The following is a 22,873-nucleotide window of genomic DNA, read 5'->3' as shown; positions in this document are numbered from 1 at the left end:
TCCCTTCTCCCTGTTCTGTTATTCGACTATGTTGGTGTCCGGGGTCATTCTGAAACGCAGGTTCTTTTTGATCTCCTCCCAACGCGTAATATCGATATCCGTCAGCGCCGCTGCACGGGCGTATGTCACAGCCATCATGATACGGCTACCTGGTAATACGAATGCCACCTGGCATTGGCAGACACTTTCATGTCCTCGAAGGAACTGACTATGTATTTCAAGCCCTTCAGTCTGTTGGTTAATACCCAGCAGAACTTTCTTCGCTGGCGTATAACGCAGATCCTTAACCTGCTTCTCTAATTTTTTCATTTGCTGTTCAACCTGAGCAGATAACTCATCCTCAATATGCATCTGCCCACGACTAACAATAAGCGCCGCATCAGGGTCGCTTAGTCTTAACATATTAATAGTGCTATCCTGAATAACATCACCAGAAAACCAGAGAATAGCCTCATTGATATAATAACTTGTCATAACGATGTAATCCCTTTATATTAATTCCATTATCAAAACTCAGAAAGCATTATTTTTTTGACATGAATGTCACATCCACAGCTAATTGCATAGCCGTTTTTGCAGCTGTTGTAGGTGGAGCTATTGCCGCAGTTCTGTCACCCATATTCAAGTCCAGTTGTCCTGTCTGGGTATTAATTTGCCCGCTATCTGTAGCAGTAATATTAAATGTTTTACATGTCACAAGGATCGAACCACTACTGTTCATTCTTAATATTGTATCACCGCAACCCAGCGTTATTGAGTCACCAGCCATCAGACACAAATTTTGCACAGTCTGAATAGTTTTATCTCCCCCCGCAAGGGATGTATCGTTGCTCTGAACTGTAAGGTAACGCTCAAGGCCAATAATCGCTTTTTCTGTTTTATCAACTACCTTAGTTCGATTATTTCCTACCCAGTGACTTTCATTATTATTGACTTCAATACGCTGATCTTTTTCAGCATGTAACCAGACCTCTTCACCACCAGGTTTATCTTCAAAACGCAGGGCGTTGGCATTGGTCGGCCCGCCGCCGATAGTGTGGCTGTATATCCCGCTCTGTGTCGCCGATCCCGGCAGTCCCCACGGTGGCATGGTGTCCTGGTTGTATGTGCGCCCCACGATGATCGGCAGATCCGGATCGCCGTTTTTGAAGTCCACCAGCACTTCCTGGCCGATACGCGGGATCTGGATCATCCCGAAGCCTTTGCCCGCCCACGGGTAGCTGACACGTATCCAGCAGGAGCTGTTTTCATCCCGCTTGCCGTAACGGTCCCAGCCAAACTGTACCTTTACCCGCCCGTACTGGTCCGTCCAGATTTCCTGCCCCGCCGGGCCGGTGACAATGGCGCTCTGCGGGCCTTTGGTGTGCGGTTTGCTGATGGTTCGCTGCGGGCGATAGACTTCGCTGGTCGGGTGCAGTTCAAAACTGGTGGAAAAGGTAAAGTGCTGGTCCTGCCCGCTGTGCTGCGCGTTGTCCTGCACAAACAGCGTGGTCTGGACCAGCAGGTATTCCTGGTTGAGTTCTGCCGTCGGATGATTTGTCAACGTGAAAGCATAGCCTGTCATCAGCGTGCGGATATTCCCGGCACCATGAACCCGGCTACCGGGACTGCGCTGCGCCTCCATACGGATGCGCGTCAGCATTTCACCTTCACCCTTGTCGAAATAATCGCCCGGCCACTCGTAGTGCTCATAGTCGGCGTGGCCCGTTTCACGTGGTTCTGCCACGGTATTCGTCAGCACTGAACGTGGCTTCGTGAAGTCGAAGTCATCCAGCACCCACTGGCCAGTCCGCAGACTCTCGTTTGCCGTGATGGTGTGGATAAACTCCTTGTCCAGCTTCAGCCCTCCCTGATGCCACTCCACCGTCGGTGAGTCAGGACACGTCTTATGAACACTGATAGCGTCGGCCAGCACCAGCGTGTGGCTGTCCTCGCTGTGCTCAAACCACCAGTAAATGCCCCACTCCTGCATCAGTCGCTGGAGGAAATCAAAATCGGTCTCGCCATACTGCACCTGCCAGGCGCGCACCGGGTAGTTTTCCACCAGCCGCTTTTCCACCGGGTACGGGTATTCACCCAGCACTTCATCGAGAATGTCCACCACCGTTTTGTTCTGAAATGCCTTGTAATCACTGGTGTGGGTCAGCAGTTTCAGCCACGGCTCCATGCGCAGTTCATAGGTGACAGAGCGCCCTTCATGCCCCACCACCCGCGCCGCCGTGACCAGTCCGCTGATATGCCGTTTACCGCCGCCGTCCAGTTCAATGCTGACGCACAGGTCTTTACCCACCATTGGTTTGAGCGGCAGATTGGCCGCAGGGGAGACGTAACCTATGTTCAGGCTGTCCGGCGTCTTTAACTGGACGATATAGGTAAACAGGCTGCCGAGGGCTTCCGAGCCGTTCAGACTGGCAAACAACAACATCTGTGGCGGCACGGCGCTGCCGCTGACGGTGACGTTATGCATGATGCCCTCCCGTAGCGGACGTGTTGCCCGTGGATACAAAACTCATGGTGTACTCCTTTGATACCGGATTAAAATTTAGCGCCAGGCGGCCAGAAAACATACGATATAACGACCCACTTTCCATCTTCAGAATGAAGCCAGCATGTCAGGTTCAAATCGTCATGAACGTGCCAGAACATCTCTTTTATTAGTATCTGACTGAATTCAGGATTTTTTGAAGGGTAGGTTCGTTCTATACCAGAGTAATAAATACCAACAAGGTCATGCCGGGGAACTATAAATTCATGCTCAGGTGAGCCATATTTTTTGACCAGATACTTTTCATCATCCCCCCAGCGTACATCATTATAGGGCATATCGCTGGTTACACCGGTTGTGGTTACAGAAATCATTAACAATGTAAATATCAGAATGAAAATTTTTCTTATCATGGTGCCACGCTCATGACAGAAAATTCAGTTGATGGATATACTGCGTTCATCATTATATTCGTGTAATCCAGATAACGTGTCCGAAGCTCCATGCCAATATTCATTAGTGCAGTCGTATCTGATTTATATTTTGACAAAGGTTTCCCTGAACCATCAAGTTCATATTCATCATCCAGAGCAAGCATATGCCCGACTTCATGAGGTATATTTACCTGAAAATGTCCACAATCTGAAGAATTTCCGGGATTACATTTCTCAGCGGATGATGTATCTTTGAAGTAAAAATGCGCGAGCCTTCGCTTCCAGATAACATAGGGTCTGCCATCATCCCCCCTGGGAGGAGTTTTTAGCACTTCCACATTCCAGTGTTCTTTTTGCCAGACTGGCATTATTTGTATATTGAAAGGCAATTTCTTCCCCTGAAATTTTTTGGCAAAATCCGAATCACCAGAAACAGAAAAGTATATTTTTCCATTCCACTCATGACAAACACAAAAATTTACCCTTGTCATAAATCTGATTTTATCCAGTTCAGTCCAGTCATTATTAACATCGGCTGATTTTATCCACGTATATTTCCATCTCAGCAATAATGTGATTACCCCCGAATCCTTATCCAGGATAATTTCACCTCGCTCTGAATTATTCCTGATATAATTCCTGTCCAGTACAGTGTCAGGAAAATATTTTTGCATCAATTCATTTAAAAATTTCTGATCCACGGTCATTCTGTTTACCTATAAATACAGTAACTTATTAATATTTACATATAATCCTGACACCGAACCATCCTGCTACGCCCATTTTCCTCGCCAGCCATAGCACATCCACATATCATCATTTTCCATTCTGCTGCCAGCACCTCACCCGGCCGTACCATCAGCCCCACTATTCATCTGTACACCCTAACCCCCGCCGCTGTACCGCCTCACTGGCAAATGTCGCACCCGTTTTTTTCATTATTTCTCGTTGAATTCTTTGCAACTCATGAAATTTAATCCTCTGACACTGATTTATTTCCCATATATCACCAGTTTGAGAACTGACCGAAAACAATCCCCAATATTCTATCGCCCCGGCATTCGGTGTATCATAACCAAGACTAAAGTCATAATATCCCGGGTGGGGAGGGTTCCCATGTTTATCCTCCAAATCACCGTCAACAAAAACGCCGTCCAGCGATAAATCATATTTTTGGTGCTTGAGTGCAATAATAAGCAATTTTTCTGCCTGCGCTTTCGTTATTCCACTATGACTTATATCTGACAAACTAAATTCAGGAGCATTACTTCGGGCATAACAAAGAACAGATACAAGAGAGATAACAACAAATATTAAGTTACGGGACACATTATTCTCCTTCCGACCATAATGATAATATCTGACGTTATTTTAACGTAATTATCAGTGCCGCCTGTTTTATGATCCCCGGAATTAAACCCAGCTTTTACAAGAGCCTTAACGAAATCTACAGCATCCTTTTTCCCTCTTACTGCATTACCAAATCGGCTGGCAAAAGAACGACCACAAATTAAAAAAGAGGGGTACTTAGCCACCCAAACTTTGGCACTTCCCTTTGGATGGACCTGACCTGACTGAAATGACGCAGGTCCGTGCATGGAAAAGTAGTTATTATATTCTCTGGCAATACGACCTGTGCCATACTGACTCTCCGCAGCAGCAAGTCCGAGAATATTCTCCACTGGCACACCGAGTTCTTTTGCAATTATTTCACTATCCCGTATGTGCTCCTGAACAAACCTTACCGCACCTGCATTATTACACGCTTTATCATAAGTACCCATTTCGTCATTTCTCACCGGCTATTTTTAAAACTGCCATGCTCATTATTCCCTGCCAGCCGCAACGCATCCACATATCGCCCTTCACTGTTGTGCTGCCAGAACCATCACTGCCACGGCTGGTGACGCACACCAGGTACTGCCACCTGCCCCGCTATTCATCTGTACACCCCAACCCACGGCGCTGTACCACTTCACTGGCAAATGTCGCGCCCGTTTTTTTCATTATTTCTTGTTGAATTTTTTGCAGCGCCGAGGACGATATTCTCTCACATGAATATTCTTCCCAGATATCACCTGTTTTCGGACTGACAGAAAATAACCCCCAGTACTCTACAGCACCTGCTTTTGGTGTGTCATAACCGACACCCATTTCATAATAATAAGGGTCTGCGGGACTCAAATCATCATCAATAAAAACACCAGATAATGATAAATTGTATTTTTCATATTTTAACGCAGTAATAAGTAAAGCTTCTGCCTCTGTTTTAGTTAAACCATCCTTGTTTATTTTAGTTAAATTAAATTCAGGTATATCGGATACATTTACCCAGGCACTGCACATCACTGGTGTTAGTAAACAAAACAATAAACATGCTATCTTACAGGGCATGTCATCCTCCTTTTCACCATACCAATAATACCCACAACTTTATCCACATAATGATCTGTTCCACCGGTCTTGCTATTACCGGTATTATAGCCAGCTTTAACCAGTGCTTCGACAAAAGCGACAGGATCTTTTTTACCTTTAACTGCATTACCAAACCGACTGGCAAAAGATTGTCCCCCGACTAAAAAAGAAGGATATGTGGCCACCCAGGTTGTAGTACTCCCTTTTGGATGAACCTGCTTTAACTGATATGATGCAGGTGCATGCATGGAAAAATAGTTATTTTACTCTCGGGCAATACGTCCTTTACCGTATTCGCTTTCCGCTGCGGCAAGCCCCAGTATATTTTCAACCGGCACATCAAGTTGCCCGGCAATTGTCTCACAGTCCCGAAGATGTTTTTGTATAAAAGTAACTGCCGTTGTACTGTTACATGCCGAGTCATAAATACTCATTATTAAATTCCTTATTCCATTATCTTTACAATCTGTAGACTTCTTTCCCCGCCAGCCGCAGCGCATCCACATACCGCCCTTCACTGTTTTGCTGCCAGAACCATCCCTGTTCCGGTTGCGCCTGCACCAGCATCTTGCCCGGCCAGCCCGGCCACGGCAGGTAACGCACGCCCGGCAGTTCCACCACCGGCGCTTCTTCCGGTAAGCCGGTCAGTTCCCGGCTGCGCTGCGATGTACGCCGTAATCCACGAAACCACTGCGTCCACCACGGCCCCGGCTGCCACATTGACCACAACTGGTCCACCTGCTCTGTCAGTCTCCCGTGTCGCATTGTGTCCGGCGAAATGTGCTGCGCGGCCAGCCGCGCCAGCCAGTAAAGCCAGCCCTGACTCTCCGGCAGACTTTCTTCCAGCCACTCCCGCCCGCAGCGCTGGTAAATCACCAGTGGCCACGGACGCCCGACGCTGTCGCGTGGCGCCATCAGCACGCCGGCCAGCCAGTCAGTTGTCCCGCCCACAGGCAAAAACCCCGGCGACATCACAAAGCTCCACGGCAGCGGATGGTGTTCCGGCGCGGGCATGTCGTGTTCACCACGCGGCGACAGGTGCATCCAGCCATCACGCTCTTCATCTGCCACCTGGCCTTCCGGTAACACAATATGCCGTCCGTGGCCTACCCACGTCTGCCGGTTCAGCCAGGTCTGCCATATCCGTCCCTCTTCGGCGCTTACCCGCCAGCGCACATAGTCACGCTGGTCCGGTAGCCTGCCGAACATCGCCGGAGTTGATACCGCCGCTGACCGGCGCATCACAGCGCCCTCGCCGGGCAACTGAAGTCCTGTAACAATTCCCGGTTCACCGGATCAAAATCCCGTCCGGCGGTGATTTCCAGCACCACCCGGCGACCGTCAAAATCATATTCCACCAGTTGCTGCCCCCGCACCGCCGTTTCCTGTACCTTTCCGGCATCCAGCAGATGAAACAGCGCCCATGGGCCGCCGGTCAGCAGCGTTGAGGTGTCCTGGCGAATACGCGGGCTGGCGGTGATTTCCGCCATTGAGCCATTGCGCGGCCCCGGCCAGTTCACCTTCAGCGGTCTCACCGGGCCGTGGGCGTAACGCAATACCTGGCCGTCGATATCAATCACCAGTTCCGTGATGGCCGGGTCCATGTCCACCACGCGAATCTGCATTGCCCAGGAGAACTTTTTCCCGCCCTCACCGTTAAAAAACACACTGCGGATCTGCTTCGCCTGCTGGAACGGCACCAGATCCGGCCCCTGCAATACCATATTGCCTTCGGTCGGTTTATAGCGCCACGGATCGCTGGCGGTGTCTGCCAGCGGGGCCAGTTGTTTGCTCCAGAAGGTATCCAGTACGCCGCCGGTGGCAAAAAGCCGGTTGAAGTCCTCAGCGCTGACCTCCTGCGGACTGTCGGTAAAGGGGTAGCGACCATCAATGGCGTCGCGGCAGTCGTCGCCGATCATCGCCTCCATCTGGGTATTTAACACTTCGCCGGTTCCGGCGTTAATTTTACGGGTTCCCTGCTGCGTCAGATCCAGCAGAATGTTTTTCAGCGGGGCAGGCAGTTTCGCCGCCTCCAGTTGCAGTTTGTCTGCGGCGGTAATGCGCCCCGGCAGCGTGCTCGCCGCCAGCGCAGTGTCAGCAATGGTAAGCTGGGTGTAATACTCGTTAAGCATCGTCAGCAGCGAATTGATCTGCATCGTTCCGCCGCCGCCCTGTCCACCGTCCGTTCGCCCGGAAACCACCTCACGTAACGCAGCAAAACGGTCATCCACCAGCATTTTTTCCAGCCGCTCTTCCGGGTGAATATCCTGAAAAAGCTTCGCCGTCTGTACCACTTTCCCCGCGTTACCGGACGCGCGCTGCGCCAGTTGCTTCTGTTTTACCTGCGGATCCAGCGGCGGCACAAGCGTGGTTTGCGCCACCACCGCTTTTCCCAGCCGCATCAGCGGCGAATCCGGCGATGCCAGGGTGCGCAACACCTGTAAGTCATACGCCAGGCCAGAGCTGCCTTCTTCACCGGCGCTGTTGATGCTGTGAATGCTTTCCAGAAACGCCTGCCAGCGGCGGGTATATTCGGTCAGGTACAGGCGGCGGACTTCGCGGGTGACAGCCTGTTCCTGTCCCGGCATCTGGCTGCGCAGGCTGTCAGTCAGCTTTTTTGGCGCACTCTCCCGCCCCATTACCCAGTCATCGTCCGCTGACGCTGCCGCAACAAACTCCGGCAGTCGCTTGTCGAACAGATCCCGGTAGCCTTCACGGGTAAAAATACCCGGCACCCCTCTGTCCAGCGGAGCACCATTAGCACGCACAAAGACCGTTCCCGCATCTGCGCCCACGGCGCGCACCAGCGTAAACTCCTGCGGCGCTTCGCTCTCCATTGCCGCCAGCGCCCGCGTATAGATACGCTCGGTACTGGTGTGTCCGTCGAGGAACGCGCGTGCCTGGCGGATCAGCCGTTCATCTTTTTCATACGGCGAATGCACCACCCTGCTGCCGTCAAACAGCGCTTCGATATGCGTCAGTACGGCAGCACGTCCGCCGAACCCGGCCACGCTGTCGTTGTTTTCCAGATCCTTAAGCACCCACGACTGGATTTCCGCCGCGTTGTATTTGTCCTCATGATCTTTATCCAGATTCAGCAGCAGATAGACGCGCAGGGCATCATAAGCCGCCTGGCTGTCCTGACGGGCGATGGCGTCCTCCAGAACGTACTCCATCCGTTTCACCAGTGGCGGTAATAACAGTTGATCCAGCAGGCGGTTGTACAGCGATGCCACGCTGTCTGTTACCGGTGGAACACTGTACAGACCGTAGCGCCAGGCCAGCGGCGGCGCGTCCGGGTCCAGTTCCGGCCAGGCGGACAGTTCCCTTGCGCTGTCCAGCAGTATCGGGACGGGAGCCATCGCCGGTTTGCCGGTGTAGGCTTTTATCTCGCTGTCCAGCCGGGTTGTGCGGGCGCTAATTTCATTCAGATAGTCACCGTTGATCTTCTGACTGGTCTGCATCCCCTGCCAAAGCAGGAATGCCAGCACCAGCACCAGCAGGTGTCCGCCAAGGCGCAGTAAGCGATAACGCCATGCCCACTGAAGGTTTGGCTCCACCAGGTGCGCTTCACGGAAAATAAACTGCGTCAGCAGATCGTGCAGAAAGTAGCTACGGTTGCCGTCTGGCAGAGTGTGTGGGCGGGAAGCTGCGGAGTCGCCACGGGCGGTTTTTATTGCCCGGACAAAACGCTGCCAGATACTTAACTGGTCAGCCACCGCGTCGGCCTGCGCCTGCGCAGCACTGGTGAAAAACACCCCCCGCAGCGTGTTATTCAGTTGCGTGGCATCGAATTTCGAATCCAGGAAAATTTGTTCAATAGCCTCCAGCAACGGCGCGCCAAGGGCGGAGAACTCACGCGGGAAAGTATACAGCCGCTGGCGGCTTTTAAGGTCGTACTCTTCCTGTAAGCGGGTATCCAGCCCCTGATCCAACCGCAATGTCAGGCGCGCCAGTTCCCGTTCACAGGCGGCGTGCAGCGCCTGGGGATCGCCCGCTTTTCGCCTGCGGCTGTAGGGCAGCGTGAAGCCCCAGATTTGTGCACGAAGATGGCTGGTCAGCGTGCGAAAATATTCGCTGAACCCCGGCAGTAAATCCATTTTAGTGACCACCAGATAGACCGGAAAGCGAATCCCCAGGGTCTCGCGCAGTTCTGCCAGTCGCGCACGCAGAGCGGCGCAGGCTGCCAGGCGTTCAGCCGGAGACTGCGCCGTCAAATCCGCCACGTTCAGCGTCAGGATCACGCCGTTGAGCGGCGCGCCGGGACGGTGTTTACGCAGCAGGCCGAGAAAGCCCTGCCACTCTCCAGCGTTGCGTTGTGTCGCACTCGCTTCGCCACCGTCATCGTGGCGGGCGTAGCGTCCGGCGGTATCAATCAGTACCGCTTCATTGGTAAACCACCAGTCGCAGTGCAGCGTACCGCCCCCCGGAACCGTCAGGATGCGCGAGGTCTGCTCCATCTGTTCCGCCAGCGGGAACTGCAATCCGGTATTCAACAGGGCCGTGGTTTTGCCGTCGCCGGGGCTACCAACCACCATGAACCACGGCAGCTCATACAGAAAGCGTTTGCCTTCAAAGACTTTACGCCAGCCGGGCATGTCCACACGAAGTTGTTTCAGTTGGCGCACAGCCTGAGTGACAATATGGCTGACAGTGCGCAGATCGGCTTTGATTTCCCCGGCCACCGGCACCTCCTCCCCGCGCGGATGCAGGAAGCGGCGCAGCAGTTGTTCATCCATGCGCAGCGCGCGCCACAGCCGGTACAGGCCGTACAGTGCGTACACCAGCAGGATGAAACCAATCAGGGTCAGGCGGACCCACAGCGGCGCAAACGGATGAACGTCGCCCAGGGCCAGCAGCGGTGTGACAAAGCCAATGACCAGGCACAGGATACTGATGCCAATGATGCTCATCGACCAGTTCACCAGCCACAGCACCAGCAGCATCAGCAGCAGAGCAATGGTCACCACCCGGCTGCCCACGGAGGCCAGAGGACGCAGAGTATCAAATGACACCAGCGGCCCGACAAACCAGACAAGCAGCGCCAGCACTATCACGCCCACAATAGCCAGCGCGCGCCGGGAAAAAAGCAGACTGAGAAATTTTTGCATTATTGTTCAGAACTCCACATTGTAATCATCAACAATAAAAGGCCAAAAGCTGAAAATGCTTTCCTGATTTGGAAAAAAAACAAAATAAATGGCAACCTGAACCATCACCAGAGTAGAAAGAAAATACCGCACCATCATTCTATTTCCATTATCCTGCAAGAGCACTGTTATTGCTGGGTCTATATCCTGAATAACTTTGAGCGCAATATTTCAATTTACATTAAAACTCTCTGGACAAAGTAATATAACCATTAAATCTTACAGAGCACTCATCGGCATTCATAAGGCTTGATGCAATAAAAACATCTTTTTTCCTATCATTGTTAATATAGGTATACTTTGCCACAATAGACTTAACTTGATTCTCATAGTAACTAGCAAAATAAGATCTTTCATCTAACATTGCCGTCTTATTTCTGGCTTTGTCCTTTTCATAATCAATCTTAGCCAGGGACTCTGCATAGAGTTTAGACACAGAAGAAATATCAAGGATTTCTACTTTCGTTTTATCTTTTATAATAGTTGAGGGATTGATATTCAGGTCGCGTTTCATTGCATCAAATAACGATGACTCCATTGATGCTCCAACCGTGGCACACCCATAATCTTGCGCATAAGATACAACCGGAATAACAGCTAACAGGCAGCCTATTACCTTGAACATATTAATCCTCTACTACTAATATTTTATCAGAACTGGCGGCGATAATATTATGATACGATTTTAGCGTAACGCCCAGAACCAGATTTTTTTACAATCAAAATAACAGTGTGAATGGCATATTGCACCAGCACTGGTCGGCTCAATCAGGTCGATATGACTACCACTTCCACCGTCATAGCCATCAATTTTCCAGAAGAAGACCACACCTCTTTTATTACCTGGTTCTGCCTGAAATTTAGAGGGATCACGCCAGATTTCTGGCTTACCGAAAACGCCTGGCTGTGAAAGTATATCTGCCAGATTTTTAGCACCTGTTTCAATACTCCGGCCTTTCCACTTACCCTCCTTTATCGGCAGAAGACGACCTTTAAATTTAACACCTGATTTAATCAATGCCACGCTCATACGGGCCGCACAAGTATTTTCAAATTGATCACCGAGTTTCCCTTGGTCATAACCGATGCTGGCATAGAACTCTTTCGACGCAATAAAATCCAGGCTTCCTGGATACGATGAGTCATGATTAGACTTTAGTACTAAGAATGAAGGCTTCATTTTTTTACTCCTGTATCACATGGATACTCCATTAATTTATTCGTAATAAGTTCAGCGGCGCGATAATTCAGTTCTTCATGTGTTTTATTTTTAAGAAAAACATAGACCAGTTCATTTAATGTTAGCGTTTTAAATAAGTCGTATCCACACCATAGTTTTCTTTCTGTTGCATCCTCCACACCAAGCAAATAGATATCCGCCCTGAGTTTACCCACCTGATTACCGGACACCCAAAATGAAAAAAAGTCATTACCTGAAAGATTAAGAGCATCCGGTGTCAGGGATAAAACAGGAGATGGCCGGGAAGCAGTTTTTAAGGATGGTTCAGTCCCCTGACACGGGAAATTTTTAACCAGTGATTCCTCTATTAGTATTGAAGCTCTTACATCTGGCTTTTTCACAGAGTACCGTTCAAGCCAGGCCAGCGCAGTATGGTTTATTGTTATACTGTCAACCTGACCATATCCACACCAGTTTTTACCTTCTGTAGCATCTGCCACTCCCAATATATACATCATTGTATTGTTTTTTTCCTGTGAATTATCAGTGGCATAAAATCGCAGAAAATCCTGTGTACTGAGGTTGACATTATCGGGAGAAATTACTCCTGTATTAATCAGGGATCCGGCAAAAGCACCACCGGGTAATAAACAGCATAAACTGATCAAAAAAACACGGAGAGATCGTTTTATGCGATATGTCGCTGATATCCGGTAATCGTCACCCGTCACATCACCTGCTGACGAATGATGAGACACATCACAGACTGATTTTTTCATCATTCATTCACTCCACCACCAGAATTTCCACCCGGCGGTTTTTCGCCCGCCCGGCTTTACTGCCATTATCCGCCACCGGCACCGTGTCTCCCTTCCCGACGATATGTACCCGTCCGACAGGTACACCACCGGACGTCAGTAAAGCTGCAACTTCCGCCGCACGTTTTTCAGATAGAACCTGGTTGGACGGGAACTCCGCCGAATGGATAGGCTGGCTGTCCGTGTGACCTGTTACAGTGACTGCGCCACCCACTCGGGCGATTTCACGCGCCGCTTTATTAATCACCGGGCGAATAGTGTCATTGACCGTTTTCTGTCCCGGTACAAACATTGCGTCGCCGCGGAACACTACCCTGCTATGACGGTCATCCTCATCCACAGTCAGCAGACCACGGGCGATTTCGTTTGCCAGCAGGATCTTCAGGCGTAGTTTGTGAACCGGGACTGGCGGTGGCGGCAGGTTTTTACCAATTGCGTCAATATGATGTTGTACAGTGACGGTTTGCACGTCCACCCGGTGACTATAAAGACCAAAAAGCGTCAGTATCGTCAACAGCGCAATACCGGCGCTTAACCAGACCGGCACCCGGCGCATTCGCCGCAACCGTCCGTTTATTGCCCCCTGGAAATCAGGCGAGAGCGCGGGCATTACCGGATCGCGACGCTGTGAAAGCTGTGTCAGCAGTTGCTGACGAATATTATCCAGCTGTTTACGCCCGTCAGGCTGCACACTATAACGGCCTTCAAACCCCAGCCCGAGCAAGTGGTAGATAACTTCCAGCACATCGCCATGTTCCTGGAAGCTGGCTGCCAGACGCCCGATTATCTGGAAAAGTTTTATCCCGCCTTCGCTTTCACCATGAAAGGTTACCAGCAGGCTTTTTCCGGCCCAGACGCCGCGCCGTCCCCAGGATGTGTTATTGGCGGCCTCATCAAGCGCTGTACACAGGCAGTAACGTACCGCCAGTACGTGCTCGCGCCGCAGGTTCGCCTGATCGCACAGCGTCTGGTACAGATGCACCTCACGTACCAGCAGAGTTCGGTATGGTTCTACCAGAGCCGCATCCAGTTGCGCGGGCATGGCGGCCAGGGCGCACAGTAAAGGTCGGGCGGCGGCGAGCAGCGGGTTAGCCGCCGCGCTGATTTCGGCCAGCCGGAGTTTACTGTCCGGGCCGTCTTCAACGATGACATTGATTTCTGTGCGCGGGCTGGTTTGTACCGGCGTTTCATATTCACCGTCCTTATGTTCCGGCGTGGTGGACAAAAAGGACATCATATCCGCCGCTGGCGGCGTCAGGGTACTGTCTGTCATTTATCGCGTACTCCCCACAGTTCTATCTCCAGTCCCGGAAATTCCCCGGCGGTATGCATGGCCATCCCACCGTAACGGGCGATATGCTCCCACAGCGCACCGTCGCGACGGATATCGTAATAGAGGTATCCGGACTGGAACGGGATCTGGCGCGGTGGTACGGGCAGAACCTGTAAGGCCAGCCCCGGCAGATGCGAACGGATCAGTTCCGGCAGGCGTTCGGATGGCCCAATTTTGGTCTGCGCCGCAAAATGTTGCAGCAGCACATCGGAAGCCATTTGTGCCTTCACTGCCAGCACCAGCGTGCTGAAGTCGGCAAGATCGGAAGGGGCTACTACCGCATTCAGAATGCCGTAAGTGCCCTCTTCCAGCGTGATACGCTGCGCTCCACGGATCAGCACTGCGTTTAGCAAGTACTGCACCTCATCAACCACCGATTTCAAACCGGCATACGGTGTCAGGTGTTCATACTCTTTATATTCGGCGGGCCGCCGCGTCTGCGGACGCACATAAGTGGACAGCTCTCCTGCCAGCTCGCACAGGTAACGATACAATACCTCCGGGGCCAGAGGCGTTCTCGCCAGATGGATCAGCAGCGGTTCAAAACGGTTGAGAATTTGCAGCAGCAAATAATCAGAAACTTCCGCCGCTTCGTGACCATGGTTGTCACTGCCCGTCAGCCGTTCCGCCAGGGAATCAGCACGCATCCGGATCAGATCGTTAATCCACGACAGCCAGGTTCGCATCAGCGGACTGGCCTGGTAATGAATGATGGGCGGGATCATATCGTGGTCGATATCCACCCGCCCGTCAGGATTCAGCCCAGTGATACGGGTCAACGGCAAACCAATCCAGGCTCCTGTCACCGCCTTTTCCGGCAGCAATCGCAGTCGCAGGTGACTGAGCTGTAATAACTGCGCGCCACGTCCCAGCGAGTTAGCGTCACGGATTTCGTGTTCGTGTACTGAGAAACGCGCCAGTGATTCCGGGTTATTGTCGAAAGTGGTTTCTTCGCTATTCGGTGTGCGTACCGGCACAGCAAGACAGATCTGCTGGTTCAGGTGTTCCGGCAGGATGGTCAGCGGTGGCGGTAGTGGAGTATGATCCGGCGCGTTAAACGGTGTGCCGTCGGCAAAAACGCCCGACGCTTCTTTCAGAATCAGCTTACCGATGTTCAGCGCCTCGCCATCAATACTGTATTCGCTGAATCCCCAGAAAAAGGGAGTCAGCGGCAGGCTGCGGTAATGAATGACATGTTCCAGGTAACGCTCCTGCTGCTGAAACATCTGCGGCAGCAAAAATTGCCCCTCACTCCATACCACCCGATCATTCCAGCTCATAATTCATTTATCCCTTTCAGTAATCACTATGGCGCTTTGTTCCAGTTCCGCATCCAGTTGTATTTTTTTCCCTGGCGTGATGCGGCTGTACCAGGTTTTTTCCTGGGCTTCCGGAATTTTATAAGTGGCTCTCCAGACGGATTTTCCCAGATTGCGGTATCCGGCCAGCACGCCTATTGCCGTGGTGTGGGCATTAAGAGGACGACGCAGCTTTTTCTCCTCACCCGGGCGCAAAATAAAGCTGTCGCGGTGCAGCAAATCGTCGGTGAGGACAGCTTTGTCATTGTCATTGAGCGACCAGTAATCGGCAGCAATGAAAGCGGCATCATTTTTCAGTTCATAAACACGTATCTCTACAGGCGCGGCCTTCTTCTGATTGTCTGGGTTTACCTTATCGGAGGCTTTCACGCTCAGGTCGAGTCGCTGCGTTTCAGGATCAGGTTGCGCGTTGTTGCTGCCGCACCCGGAAAACAGGATCAGAGCAAAAGGCATAGCTACCGCACATAACCGCCCGCCGGGGTTACGCCATTTATTCACTGTAAATTCCTTAAAAATCAATAAATAAAACCGACCAGACATGTCGTCTGGCCGGCGATACGGTCGTTAAATTTCTTTGTTGGCCTTGAAGTCGTAACCTGCGGTAATGGTACCGCCGCTGCCACCTTGCTGGTTCTGTACCACGTATTCCTGTTTCACGGTGCTGAAAGAAAGCTCCACCGTTTCACGGGAGGCGATTTCACCATCGTGGCTGCCACTCGGGGAAACCACTGCGACAATCAGGTCGGTGAAGGTATATTTGAGGTACTCCAGCGGGTTGCCGCCAGCTTTACGCATCACGAGGATCGCCTGAGGAATATGCTTGCCGGAGGCGCAGTACTTGAACAGGTTCGGGCTGGCACGGTCGATGTAGTGATCAAAGTCAAGATTGGTGACGGACACCTTACCGGAACCGAGGCCGCTACCGGCGTGCATGGTGGATTCCTGATGGATATTCCAGCGCCAGCTCAGTACCTCAATTTCATTTTTGTGCTTGTCATCCATCGACTCGCCTTCAATGCCGTCAATTTTCAGAAAAATGTCATAAGCCATTTTCATATCCTTATTAAGTTTTGCTAAAAAATAATGTCTGATTTACTTACATAGATACATGTTAATAAATCGTTGCCGTACAGAATCCCCTTCCCCTTTATTTCAGGAGAACAGAAAGCTGTCTGTTTTCTCGGTGTTAACCGATGAATCATTTAGTTATTAAATAAAAACACCCTAACAAATTAATAATAAAAATGAATAATATCGGTCGTTCCATTTTCAATTACATGTCAATGACACTGGCTTTTCCCTTGGTGGTTCATCAAAATAACGTGTTTTACAAATTTTAGATGACACTGGTATGGACTGAGATAACCAAACCTGTCCATCGTTATAAACACAGGAAAACCAATATCTGTCGATTTCTTTTCCTGTCGCATCCCCCATCTGCCATATCAACCACGTTTTATCCCTTACTTTTTCCATTTCAGGCTTCTGATCCCCGAATTTTTCAGGTTTATCCTGTGTTACATCAACATGCGTTAACCACAAGCGTGGTTCATGCCGGGGAGAAACCCGCCATTGTCCCTGAGGTGACTTGAGAACAGCAACAGAAGGCTCAGTTTCAATAAATATGGGACAGGTCACCTCCCATGCCCCAACACACTGGACATAAAACAATGCGATGCCAGAAAATAGGGGAAAAAGAAAACGCAGCATCACCCTCCCGCTATTCAATAACGAAAAAAGCCTCAGCATTGCTGCTGGCGCTGGGGTACGAACCATTAGGGTTTGGCCCCCCTTTTGGTCTTATCTGATGCTTTTCAATTTTGACCAGGGTTCTCCATTGGTCCATAACCCAGATCCCGTGCTCATCCTGATCCAGGTAAAATGCAGCATGGTTGCCCGTGCTACGCTCAGGCCACCGACCATTAAAAAGGTTGCGATTGCCGTTCCTCTGGGAATAGATTTATCACCCCACACTTTTTTCCCAGCACGCCAGGTTGCCGTTGGCCCTAAATGGGCATATCTTCTGACCAGAGTTACACATTCACCGTCCCCCACCAGAGGCTGCGATTGCAATAAATCTACTGAGTTGTAAACATATGCCATATATGCCCCTGTATATTCGCTGGCATCATTCGTTGACATTCACAAAATAAATACATCAGGCACTGCCCTGCTTCACTGACGGCAACTTTGTCACCAGACGCAGTGAACCCGTCAGCCCCTCAAGCTGGAAATGCGGGCGCAGGAAGAATTTTGCGTCGTAATAACCTGGATTACCTTCTACCTCTTCCACCACAACTTCAGCGGCAGCCAACGGACGGCGGGCTTTAGTTTCCTGTGAAGAGTTCACCGGATCGGCATCGACATAATTCATAATCCATTCATTCAACCAGCGCTGCATGTCCTCACGCTCTTTAAAGGAGCCGATTTTGTCGCGTACGATACATTTCAGGAAGTGAGCAAAGCGCGAACAGGCAAACAGGTAAGGCAGACGGGCGGACAGGTTGGCGTTGGCCGTCGCATCCGGATCGTAGTATTCCTGTGGTTTTTGCAGTGACTGCGCACCAATAAATGCCGCATAGTCTGAGTTTTTGCGGTGAATTAACGGGATAAAGCCGTTTTTCGCCAGTTCAGCCTCGCGGCGGTCAGAGATGGCGATTTCGGTCGGGCATTTCATATCAACGCCACCGTCATCGGTCGGGAAGGTATGGCAGGGCAGATTTTCCACCGCACCGCCTGATTCCACACCGCGGATCAACGTACACCAGCCGTAGTGTTTGAAGGAACGGTTGATGTTTACGCCCATCGCGTAAGCGGCGTTGCTCCAGACATATTTGGTATGATCAGAACCATCCGCATCCTCTTCAAAATCAAACTCGTCCACCGGGTTGGTTTTTGCGCCATAGGGCAGGCGGGCAAGAAAACGCGGCATCGTCAGGCCAATGTAACGGGAGTCTTCGCTGGCACGCAGTGAGTTCCATGGCGCATATTCCAGGTTCTGGGTAACGATTTTCGTCAGGTCGCGGGGATTCGCCAGCTCCTGCCAGGAGTCCATTTGCAGCACAGACGGTGAGGCACCGGCAATAAACGGTGCGTGAGCCGATGCGGCAACTTTGGCAATGGAACCAAGCAGATCCACATCTGGCGGCGTATGGTCAAAATAATAGTCGGCGACTATACAACCGTAAGGTTCACCACCCAATTGACCATATTCAGCTTCATACAGTTTTTTGAACATCGGGCTTTGATCCCAGGCGATACCTTTGTAACGCTTCATATTGCGTCGCAGCTCGTCTTTCGACAGGTTCATGAAGCGGATCTTCAGTTTTTCGTCGGTTTCGGTGTTGTAAACCAGGTGCTCCATCCCGCGCCAGGAGGACTCCAGTTTCTGCCAGTCTGGATGCTGTAGGATCAGTTTGATCTGTTCCGTCAGTTTAAAGTCGATCTGCGCAATAATGGCACTGATGCTTTTATAGGCGTCATCGCTGACGGTGATGGTATTTGCCAGCGCCTGCTGCGCCAGTGTCTGCACCGCCACTTCTACGGCCTTAGCCGCCTGTGTCGTTTTGGGCCGGAAAGCCTGATTCAGTAGCGCATCAAATTCACCGCTTGCGGAGGCGGTATCCTGAGCAACCACGCCAGTCGCCTGCATATTACTGTTTGCCATGAAAACTCCTTAAAAATTCGTCATTATTCCGCTGATTCAGCATCATCCACTGACACACCTTCCTGCGTAGCGGCAGATTTCGGGGCATTCGCCAGCGTTTTCAGCAGGGTCGGATCCTGCAACAGTTTATTGACCAGATTTTCCGCACCGGCCTTACCGTCCATATAGGTTTGCAGATTCGCCAGTTGGGTACGGGCTTCCAGTAACTGGTTCAGGACGTCCACCTTGCGGGCAATCTGTGCAGGCGAAAAATCGTCCATATTTTCCAGCGTGATATCGACCATCAACTGGCCTTCGCCCGTCAGCGTATTCGGTACGGCGAACGCCACGCGCGGTGCAATGGCCTTCATACGCTCATTAAAATTATCAATATCAATATCGAGGAATTTACGATCCGTCACTGGTGGCAGTTCTTCACGCGGTTTACCGGCCAGATCGGCCAGCACCGCCATAACGAACGGCAACTCGATTTTTTTCTCGGAACCGTAAATCTCCACGTCATATTCAATCTGCACGCGCGGTGCGCGGTTGCGCGCGATGAACTTTTGCGCGCTGTTGTTGATAGCCATACTCTTTCATTTCCTTATCAATCTACCGACGACCGCCCGGACAGCGGTACAACGGTACAGTTTAAAAATCATACTCAGAGAGCTTTTTTATAATCTCTTTGTTTTCTTTGTACTTTTCCCGCAACCCAGGAAGCGCTTTCTTCGCCGGAGGACACCATGCATTAACGCCCTTTTCTATGTCCTTTTTATCCTCTTCCGGTAAAGAACTATCCCATTCCCGGCCAGATGCTGGCACATCTCTACATTACTCAGAAAATGCTGCACATCCTGCGGTAAAGGGGGTTCTCCACGGACACTGAAAGCGAACACCATTAACAGGGGTGCCAATAACACCGGGTAACGTAATGTCATGTTCAATGCCCATCAATTGACCAATGAGGTTTATCTGTATTTCCGCCGATAACTTAATAACGCCGTAACCTTTACCCACTGCATGTAACTGAGCATTCATCCCTGTCCGTGGTAACATGTTGATAACTATATTCTTACCATCGGCACCAGTATGCTCGTTCAGAAGGGCGATACGTTGCAGCAACACTAACGCTCGCTCCGGCCGTGTTGAGCGCCTGTAAAAAATTTTTACCGATGAACGGAACGTTCCCTGTAAATCATTCGTGAACGAACTTCCCGGAAAATAGCTAACCCATTGCGCACCACTTAACTCTTTTGGCATATCTCCTCAGGAGATTTTGTTTCAAAAACAATCTGCTCATCACCATTAACGCCGATGTCAATCTGCCTGATAACGGCTTTTTCCGTCATGGCCTGCAACCAGTAGCGCGACAGCTGTGGCAAGATGTGCTGTTCGATATAGCCAATAAGCAGCCGGGCGCCCGTTTCATGCATTGGACAGCACGCCACAATATGCGCGACCAGTTCCTCACCATACGTCAGCGTCACGCCATGCTGTTCACGCATCCGCGTGACCAGCCGATCAAGATGCAGGCGGGCAATTACGCCACGCGCTGTTTCATCCAGCGGCAGGTAAGGGATCACCGTCACACGGCCCAGAAATGCCGCCGGGAAATGCTTGCGCAATTCCGGCATTAGCGCTTCTTTAAGCCCTGCAACATCGGGCGTTAATGCCGGATCTTCGCAAAGCTGGCTGATGAGGTCGGAACCCACATTGGTGGTCAGCAATAGCGTGGTGTTTTTAAAATCGACATGAGTACCTTCGCCGTCCTCCATTCCGCCCTTATCAAACACCTGATAGAACAGTTCGTGAACGTCATGATGAGCTTTCTCGATCTCATCAAGGAGTACTACGCTCCATGGATGGCGGCGTACTGCTTCCGTCAGCACACCACCTTCGCCATATCCTACATAGCCGGGGGGCGCACCTTTCAACGTGGAAACGGTATGGGCTTCCTGAAACTCGCTCATATTGATGGTGATCAGATTCTGTTCGCCACCGTAGATAGCTTCAGCCAGCGCCAGTGCAGTTTCGGTTTTACCAACACCGGACGGTCCGGCAAGCATAAAGACGCCTATCGGCTTACGCGGGTCGCTAAGACCCGCTCTGGCGGTCTGGATACGTTCGCCAATCTGCGCCAGTGCGCTGCCCTGTCCGGTGACGCGTTGCGCCAGCCTTGTGGGCAGTTCAAGCACCTGGCTGGCCTCATCCTTCACCATCCGTCCGGCAGGGATGCCGGTCCAGTCGGCAACAATCGCCGCGATCACCGCTGCGCTGACTTCCGGAAATACCATCGGCTCTTCACCCTGCCATGCTCTTAACGCCGTTTCAGCCTGTTGTAGGGTGGTTTTGTTTTCAACATTCGTTTCTTTAGCAGGCCGTTGTTGCCCGGGATCGATCTCAACTTCTGACTCTGTAACGCGCCGTTCCTGTAACGTATGCACCAGCTCCAACTCTCCCAGCCAGCGCGATTCGGCTGCAACCAGTTGAGTATTCAGCGAAGCGATCCGCGCCTCCAACGCGTCACGCCGCTCATCAGCCCGAATCCCCATTTTTTCCTGCTTTCGCAGTAGAACTTGCTCCATGTCAGCCGCTTTTAGCTGCTGACGCAGGTACTGTACATTGGCGGGTGGTGTATGTAGCGACAGCGCCACTCTGGCACAGGCAGTATCCAGCAGGCTGATGGCTTTGTCGGGCAACTGCCGGGCAGGAATGTAGCGGTGAGAAAGCTGTACCGCCGCACGCACTGCTTCGTCCAGAATGAGTACGTTATGGTGTTTTTCCAGCGTTTCCACCAAACCCCGTACCATTTCCATTGCCGGGATCTCTTCAGGCTCGGCGATCTGCAACACCTGGAAGCGTCGGGTTAATGCCGGATCTTTCTCAATATGGCGCTTATACTCGCTCCAGGTTGTGGCACCAATGGTTCTCAGGGTACCGCGTGCCAGCGCAGGTTTGAGAAGGTTAGCCGCGTCACCCGTACCGGATGCGCCACCAGCTCCCACCAGAGTATGGACTTCATCAACGAACAGAATAACTGGCTGTGGTGAACGCCCGGCCTCCTCCAGCAACCCTTTCAAGCGGGATTCAAATTCGCCTTTCATGCTGGCTCCGGCAAGTAGTGCGCCGACATCCAGCGCCAGCAACCTTATCTCCCGTAACGCAGGCGGTACTTCACCCTGCGCAATAGCCAGGGCAAAGCCTTCAACGACTGCCGTTTTCCCAACACCCGCTTCGCCCGTCAGCAGTGGATTATTCTGGCGACGGCGTAGCAAAATATCGATCATGGTACGGATTTCGTGCTCACGGCCAGTCACCGGGTCAATTTTGCCGTCACGTGCCTGCGCCGTCATATCCTGACAGTATTTCGCCAGCGCGGATTTACCGCCTTGCGCATCAACAGAAAGCGCCTGACTGCTTTCACCGGGAATAGAGGACGTAAAACCAGAGCCGTCATAAGGCCGTTCCTGCGCTTCGGGTGATTTTTCTATCAACGAGGGAATAATTTCAAACAGCTCGTCAACTGGTAGCCCCATTAAAGGCTCACAGATACTTTCCAGCACACGGCGAAGCTCCGGTGTGGTCAGCAAGGCCAACAGCAACCAGGCGCTGCGAATTTTGTTGTCGCCGTAGCGAACACTCGCCAGCATCCAGGCTTTTTCAACACTGAGATCGATATGGTGGGAAAAATCGCTGATGGCGCTGGCTCCGGAGGGCAGCATATTCAGTTGCCGGAGTAACGCCTTTTCCACATCAGAAAGAGGTATCTGATAATGCCGAAGAACATGGAGGATATCGTTATCGGGTTGCTGCGTTAACTGGTGTAGCCAGTGGGTCAGTTCAACCCAGGGATTAGAGCGTAGTTTGCAAAACGCCGTCGCAGATTCCAGAGACCGAAATAACGGTTCAGCCAGTTTTCCATACAACGCATTACGTGAAACAGGAGCGTCCATTCGTCACACCTTATGACTTAAAATCCATGAGAAAACAACATGTAAATCTGTATAAACATATAAAAAAATATACACATACAGGATCATCAAATTATAGGGACAAAACAATGATGCAGATCACAGAATATAGTATATTG

23 protein-coding genes and 2 pseudogenes are annotated in these 22,873 nt (G+C 51.2%); all 25 read right to left on the bottom strand.

From position 1 onward, the window contains the following. Positions 1–18: 18 nt before the first annotated feature. Entirely contained in the window at positions 19–474 is a 456-nt protein-coding gene (locus P0H77_RS05425; protein WP_276163907.1) for a DcrB-related protein, read from the bottom strand. 49 nt (positions 475–523) lie between these two features. Further along, a complete protein-coding gene (gene tssI, locus P0H77_RS05420) occupies positions 524–2,467 on the bottom strand; it encodes a type VI secretion system tip protein TssI/VgrG (RefSeq protein WP_276163906.1) in 1,944 nt (647 codons plus the stop codon). A 68-nt stretch (positions 2,468–2,535) separates the two neighbouring features. Next, entirely contained in the window at positions 2,536–2,898 is a 363-nt protein-coding gene (locus P0H77_RS05415) for a hypothetical protein (protein WP_276163905.1), read from the bottom strand. Further along, complete coding sequence (locus P0H77_RS05410; protein ID WP_276163904.1) at positions 2,895–3,626, bottom strand: hypothetical protein; 732 nt, start codon at positions 3,624–3,626, stop codon at positions 2,895–2,897. The genes P0H77_RS05415 and P0H77_RS05410 overlap by 4 nt, the downstream gene beginning before the upstream one ends. Before the next feature lie 160 nt (positions 3,627–3,786). Then, entirely contained in the window at positions 3,787–4,233 is a 447-nt protein-coding gene (locus P0H77_RS05405) for a hypothetical protein (protein WP_276165053.1), read from the bottom strand. Beyond that, the gene (locus P0H77_RS05400) at positions 4,233–4,703 is read right to left on the bottom strand and encodes a glucosaminidase domain-containing protein (protein WP_276163903.1); all 471 of its coding nucleotides are present in this window, start codon (positions 4,701–4,703) and stop codon (positions 4,233–4,235) included. The genes P0H77_RS05405 and P0H77_RS05400 overlap by 1 nt, the downstream gene beginning before the upstream one ends. A 151-nt stretch (positions 4,704–4,854) precedes the next feature. Continuing rightward, entirely contained in the window at positions 4,855–5,313 is a 459-nt protein-coding gene (locus tag P0H77_RS05395) for a hypothetical protein (RefSeq protein WP_276163902.1), read from the bottom strand. Beyond that, positions 5,298–5,519, bottom strand: coding sequence for a hypothetical protein (locus tag P0H77_RS05390; RefSeq protein WP_276163901.1), 222 nt, complete (start codon positions 5,517–5,519; stop codon positions 5,298–5,300). Before P0H77_RS05390 ends, P0H77_RS05395 begins: the two co-directional genes overlap by 16 nt. Before the next feature lie 78 nt (positions 5,520–5,597). Beyond that, positions 5,598–5,768: a hypothetical protein gene (locus tag P0H77_RS05385; protein ID WP_276163900.1), complete on the bottom strand. Its 171-nt coding sequence runs from the start codon at positions 5,766–5,768 to the stop codon at positions 5,598–5,600. Between the two features lie 25 nt (positions 5,769–5,793). Continuing rightward, on the bottom strand, positions 5,794–6,576 hold the full coding sequence (locus P0H77_RS05380) for a TagF domain-containing protein (RefSeq protein ID WP_276163899.1): 783 nt from the start codon (positions 6,574–6,576) through the stop codon (positions 5,794–5,796). Beyond that, positions 6,576–10,445, bottom strand: coding sequence for a type VI secretion system membrane subunit TssM (gene tssM, locus P0H77_RS05375; RefSeq protein WP_276163898.1), 3,870 nt, complete (start codon positions 10,443–10,445; stop codon positions 6,576–6,578). The genes P0H77_RS05380 and tssM overlap by 1 nt, the downstream gene beginning before the upstream one ends. Before the next feature lie 220 nt (positions 10,446–10,665). Further along, positions 10,666–11,097 carry a Shiga toxin A subunit gene (locus tag P0H77_RS05370; protein WP_276165052.1) on the bottom strand — a complete coding sequence of 144 codons (432 nt, stop codon included), beginning with the start codon at positions 11,095–11,097 and terminating at the stop codon, positions 10,666–10,668. A 72-nt stretch (positions 11,098–11,169) separates the two neighbouring features. Beyond that, entirely contained in the window at positions 11,170–11,664 is a 495-nt protein-coding gene (locus P0H77_RS05365; RefSeq protein WP_276163897.1) for a T6SS effector amidase Tae4 family protein, read from the bottom strand. Beyond that, positions 11,661–12,446 carry a Rap1a/Tai family immunity protein gene (locus P0H77_RS05360; protein WP_276163896.1) on the bottom strand — a complete coding sequence of 262 codons (786 nt, stop codon included), beginning with the start codon at positions 12,444–12,446 and terminating at the stop codon, positions 11,661–11,663. Before P0H77_RS05360 ends, P0H77_RS05365 begins: the two co-directional genes overlap by 4 nt. Positions 12,447–12,450: 4 nt before the next feature. Continuing rightward, positions 12,451–13,755 (bottom strand): type VI secretion system protein TssL, long form, encoded by a 1,305-nt coding sequence (tssL, locus tag P0H77_RS05355; RefSeq protein WP_276163895.1) that lies wholly within the window; start codon positions 13,753–13,755, stop codon positions 12,451–12,453. Continuing rightward, positions 13,752–15,095, bottom strand: coding sequence for a type VI secretion system baseplate subunit TssK (gene tssK, locus P0H77_RS05350; protein ID WP_276163894.1), 1,344 nt, complete (start codon positions 15,093–15,095; stop codon positions 13,752–13,754). The genes tssL and tssK overlap by 4 nt, the downstream gene beginning before the upstream one ends. 3 nt (positions 15,096–15,098) lie before the next feature. After that, complete coding sequence (gene tssJ / locus P0H77_RS05345; RefSeq protein ID WP_276165051.1) at positions 15,099–15,632, bottom strand: type VI secretion system lipoprotein TssJ; 534 nt, start codon at positions 15,630–15,632, stop codon at positions 15,099–15,101. A 66-nt stretch (positions 15,633–15,698) separates the two neighbouring features. After that, positions 15,699–16,184 carry an Hcp family type VI secretion system effector gene (locus P0H77_RS05340; RefSeq protein ID WP_276163893.1) on the bottom strand — a complete coding sequence of 162 codons (486 nt, stop codon included), beginning with the start codon at positions 16,182–16,184 and terminating at the stop codon, positions 15,699–15,701. Between the two features lie 219 nt (positions 16,185–16,403). Then, positions 16,404–16,910: an STY0301 family protein gene (locus P0H77_RS05335; protein WP_276165222.1), complete on the bottom strand. Its 507-nt coding sequence runs from the start codon at positions 16,908–16,910 to the stop codon at positions 16,404–16,406. Further along, positions 16,855–17,237: pseudogene (locus P0H77_RS05330) on the bottom strand (BPSL0067 family protein). The gene P0H77_RS05335 and the pseudogene P0H77_RS05330 overlap by 56 nt, the downstream one beginning before the upstream one ends. A gap of 55 nt (positions 17,238–17,292) precedes the next feature. Continuing rightward, complete coding sequence (gene tssC, locus P0H77_RS05325) at positions 17,293–18,801, bottom strand: type VI secretion system contractile sheath large subunit (RefSeq protein WP_276163892.1); 1,509 nt, start codon at positions 18,799–18,801, stop codon at positions 17,293–17,295. A gap of 23 nt (positions 18,802–18,824) precedes the next feature. Next, a complete protein-coding gene (gene tssB / locus P0H77_RS05320; RefSeq protein WP_276163891.1) occupies positions 18,825–19,370 on the bottom strand; it encodes a type VI secretion system contractile sheath small subunit in 546 nt (181 codons plus the stop codon). Between the two features lie 61 nt (positions 19,371–19,431). Further along, positions 19,432–19,721: pseudogene (locus P0H77_RS23185) on the bottom strand (hypothetical protein). After that, on the bottom strand, positions 19,615–20,043 hold the full coding sequence (locus P0H77_RS05315; RefSeq protein ID WP_276163890.1) for a hypothetical protein: 429 nt from the start codon (positions 20,041–20,043) through the stop codon (positions 19,615–19,617). The pseudogene P0H77_RS23185 and the gene P0H77_RS05315 overlap by 107 nt, the downstream one beginning before the upstream one ends. Next, positions 20,028–22,736, bottom strand: a complete 2,709-nt coding sequence (tssH, locus tag P0H77_RS05310; RefSeq protein WP_276163889.1) for a type VI secretion system ATPase TssH — start codon at positions 22,734–22,736, stop codon at positions 20,028–20,030. The genes P0H77_RS05315 and tssH overlap by 16 nt, the downstream gene beginning before the upstream one ends. Positions 22,737–22,873 lie beyond the last annotated feature (137 nt).

It is taken from the genome of Superficieibacter sp. HKU1 (assembly GCF_029319185.1).
GTDB lineage: Bacteria > Pseudomonadota > Gammaproteobacteria > Enterobacterales > Enterobacteriaceae > Superficieibacter.
Note: the sequence above shows the minus strand (reverse complement) of the source record. Positions and strands in the feature narration are given on the sequence as shown.

What these genes read in the sequence shown, in the direction of transcription:
- tssL (WP_276163895.1), bottom strand. Translation starts at nt 13,755, where the DNA reads ATGACAGACAGTACCCTGACGCCGCCAGCGGCGGATATGATGTCCTTT.
- tssI (WP_276163906.1), bottom strand. Translation starts at nt 2,467, where the DNA reads ATGCATAACGTCACCGTCAGCGGCAGCGCCGTGCCGCCACAGATGTTG.
- tssH (WP_276163889.1), bottom strand. Translation starts at nt 22,736, where the DNA reads ATGGACGCTCCTGTTTCACGTAATGCGTTGTATGGAAAACTGGCTGAA.
- P0H77_RS05365 (WP_276163897.1), bottom strand. Translation starts at nt 11,664, where the DNA reads ATGAAGCCTTCATTCTTAGTACTAAAGTCTAATCATGACTCATCGTAT.
- P0H77_RS05415 (WP_276163905.1), bottom strand. Translation starts at nt 2,898, where the DNA reads ATGATAAGAAAAATTTTCATTCTGATATTTACATTGTTAATGATTTCT.
- P0H77_RS05395 (WP_276163902.1), bottom strand. Translation starts at nt 5,313, where the DNA reads ATGCCCTGTAAGATAGCATGTTTATTGTTTTGTTTACTAACACCAGTG.
- P0H77_RS05425 (WP_276163907.1), bottom strand. Translation starts at nt 474, where the DNA reads ATGACAAGTTATTATATCAATGAGGCTATTCTCTGGTTTTCTGGTGAT.
- P0H77_RS05410 (WP_276163904.1), bottom strand. Translation starts at nt 3,626, where the DNA reads ATGACCGTGGATCAGAAATTTTTAAATGAATTGATGCAAAAATATTTT.
- P0H77_RS05340 (WP_276163893.1), bottom strand. Translation starts at nt 16,184, where the DNA reads ATGGCTTATGACATTTTTCTGAAAATTGACGGCATTGAAGGCGAGTCG.
- tssC (WP_276163892.1), bottom strand. Translation starts at nt 18,801, where the DNA reads ATGGCAAACAGTAATATGCAGGCGACTGGCGTGGTTGCTCAGGATACC.
- tssK (WP_276163894.1), bottom strand. Translation starts at nt 15,095, where the DNA reads ATGAGCTGGAATGATCGGGTGGTATGGAGTGAGGGGCAATTTTTGCTG.
- tssB (WP_276163891.1), bottom strand. Translation starts at nt 19,370, where the DNA reads ATGGCTATCAACAACAGCGCGCAAAAGTTCATCGCGCGCAACCGCGCA.
- P0H77_RS05360 (WP_276163896.1), bottom strand. Translation starts at nt 12,446, where the DNA reads ATGATGAAAAAATCAGTCTGTGATGTGTCTCATCATTCGTCAGCAGGT.
- P0H77_RS05315 (WP_276163890.1), bottom strand. Translation starts at nt 20,043, where the DNA reads ATGCCAAAAGAGTTAAGTGGTGCGCAATGGGTTAGCTATTTTCCGGGA.
- P0H77_RS05385 (WP_276163900.1), bottom strand. Translation starts at nt 5,768, where the DNA reads ATGAGTATTTATGACTCGGCATGTAACAGTACAACGGCAGTTACTTTT.
- P0H77_RS05335 (WP_276165222.1), bottom strand. Translation starts at nt 16,910, where the DNA reads ATGGTTCGTACCCCAGCGCCAGCAGCAATGCTGAGGCTTTTTTCGTTA.
- P0H77_RS05380 (WP_276163899.1), bottom strand. Translation starts at nt 6,576, where the DNA reads ATGCGCCGGTCAGCGGCGGTATCAACTCCGGCGATGTTCGGCAGGCTA.
- tssM (WP_276163898.1), bottom strand. Translation starts at nt 10,445, where the DNA reads ATGCAAAAATTTCTCAGTCTGCTTTTTTCCCGGCGCGCGCTGGCTATT.
- P0H77_RS05400 (WP_276163903.1), bottom strand. Translation starts at nt 4,703, where the DNA reads ATGGGTACTTATGATAAAGCGTGTAATAATGCAGGTGCGGTAAGGTTT.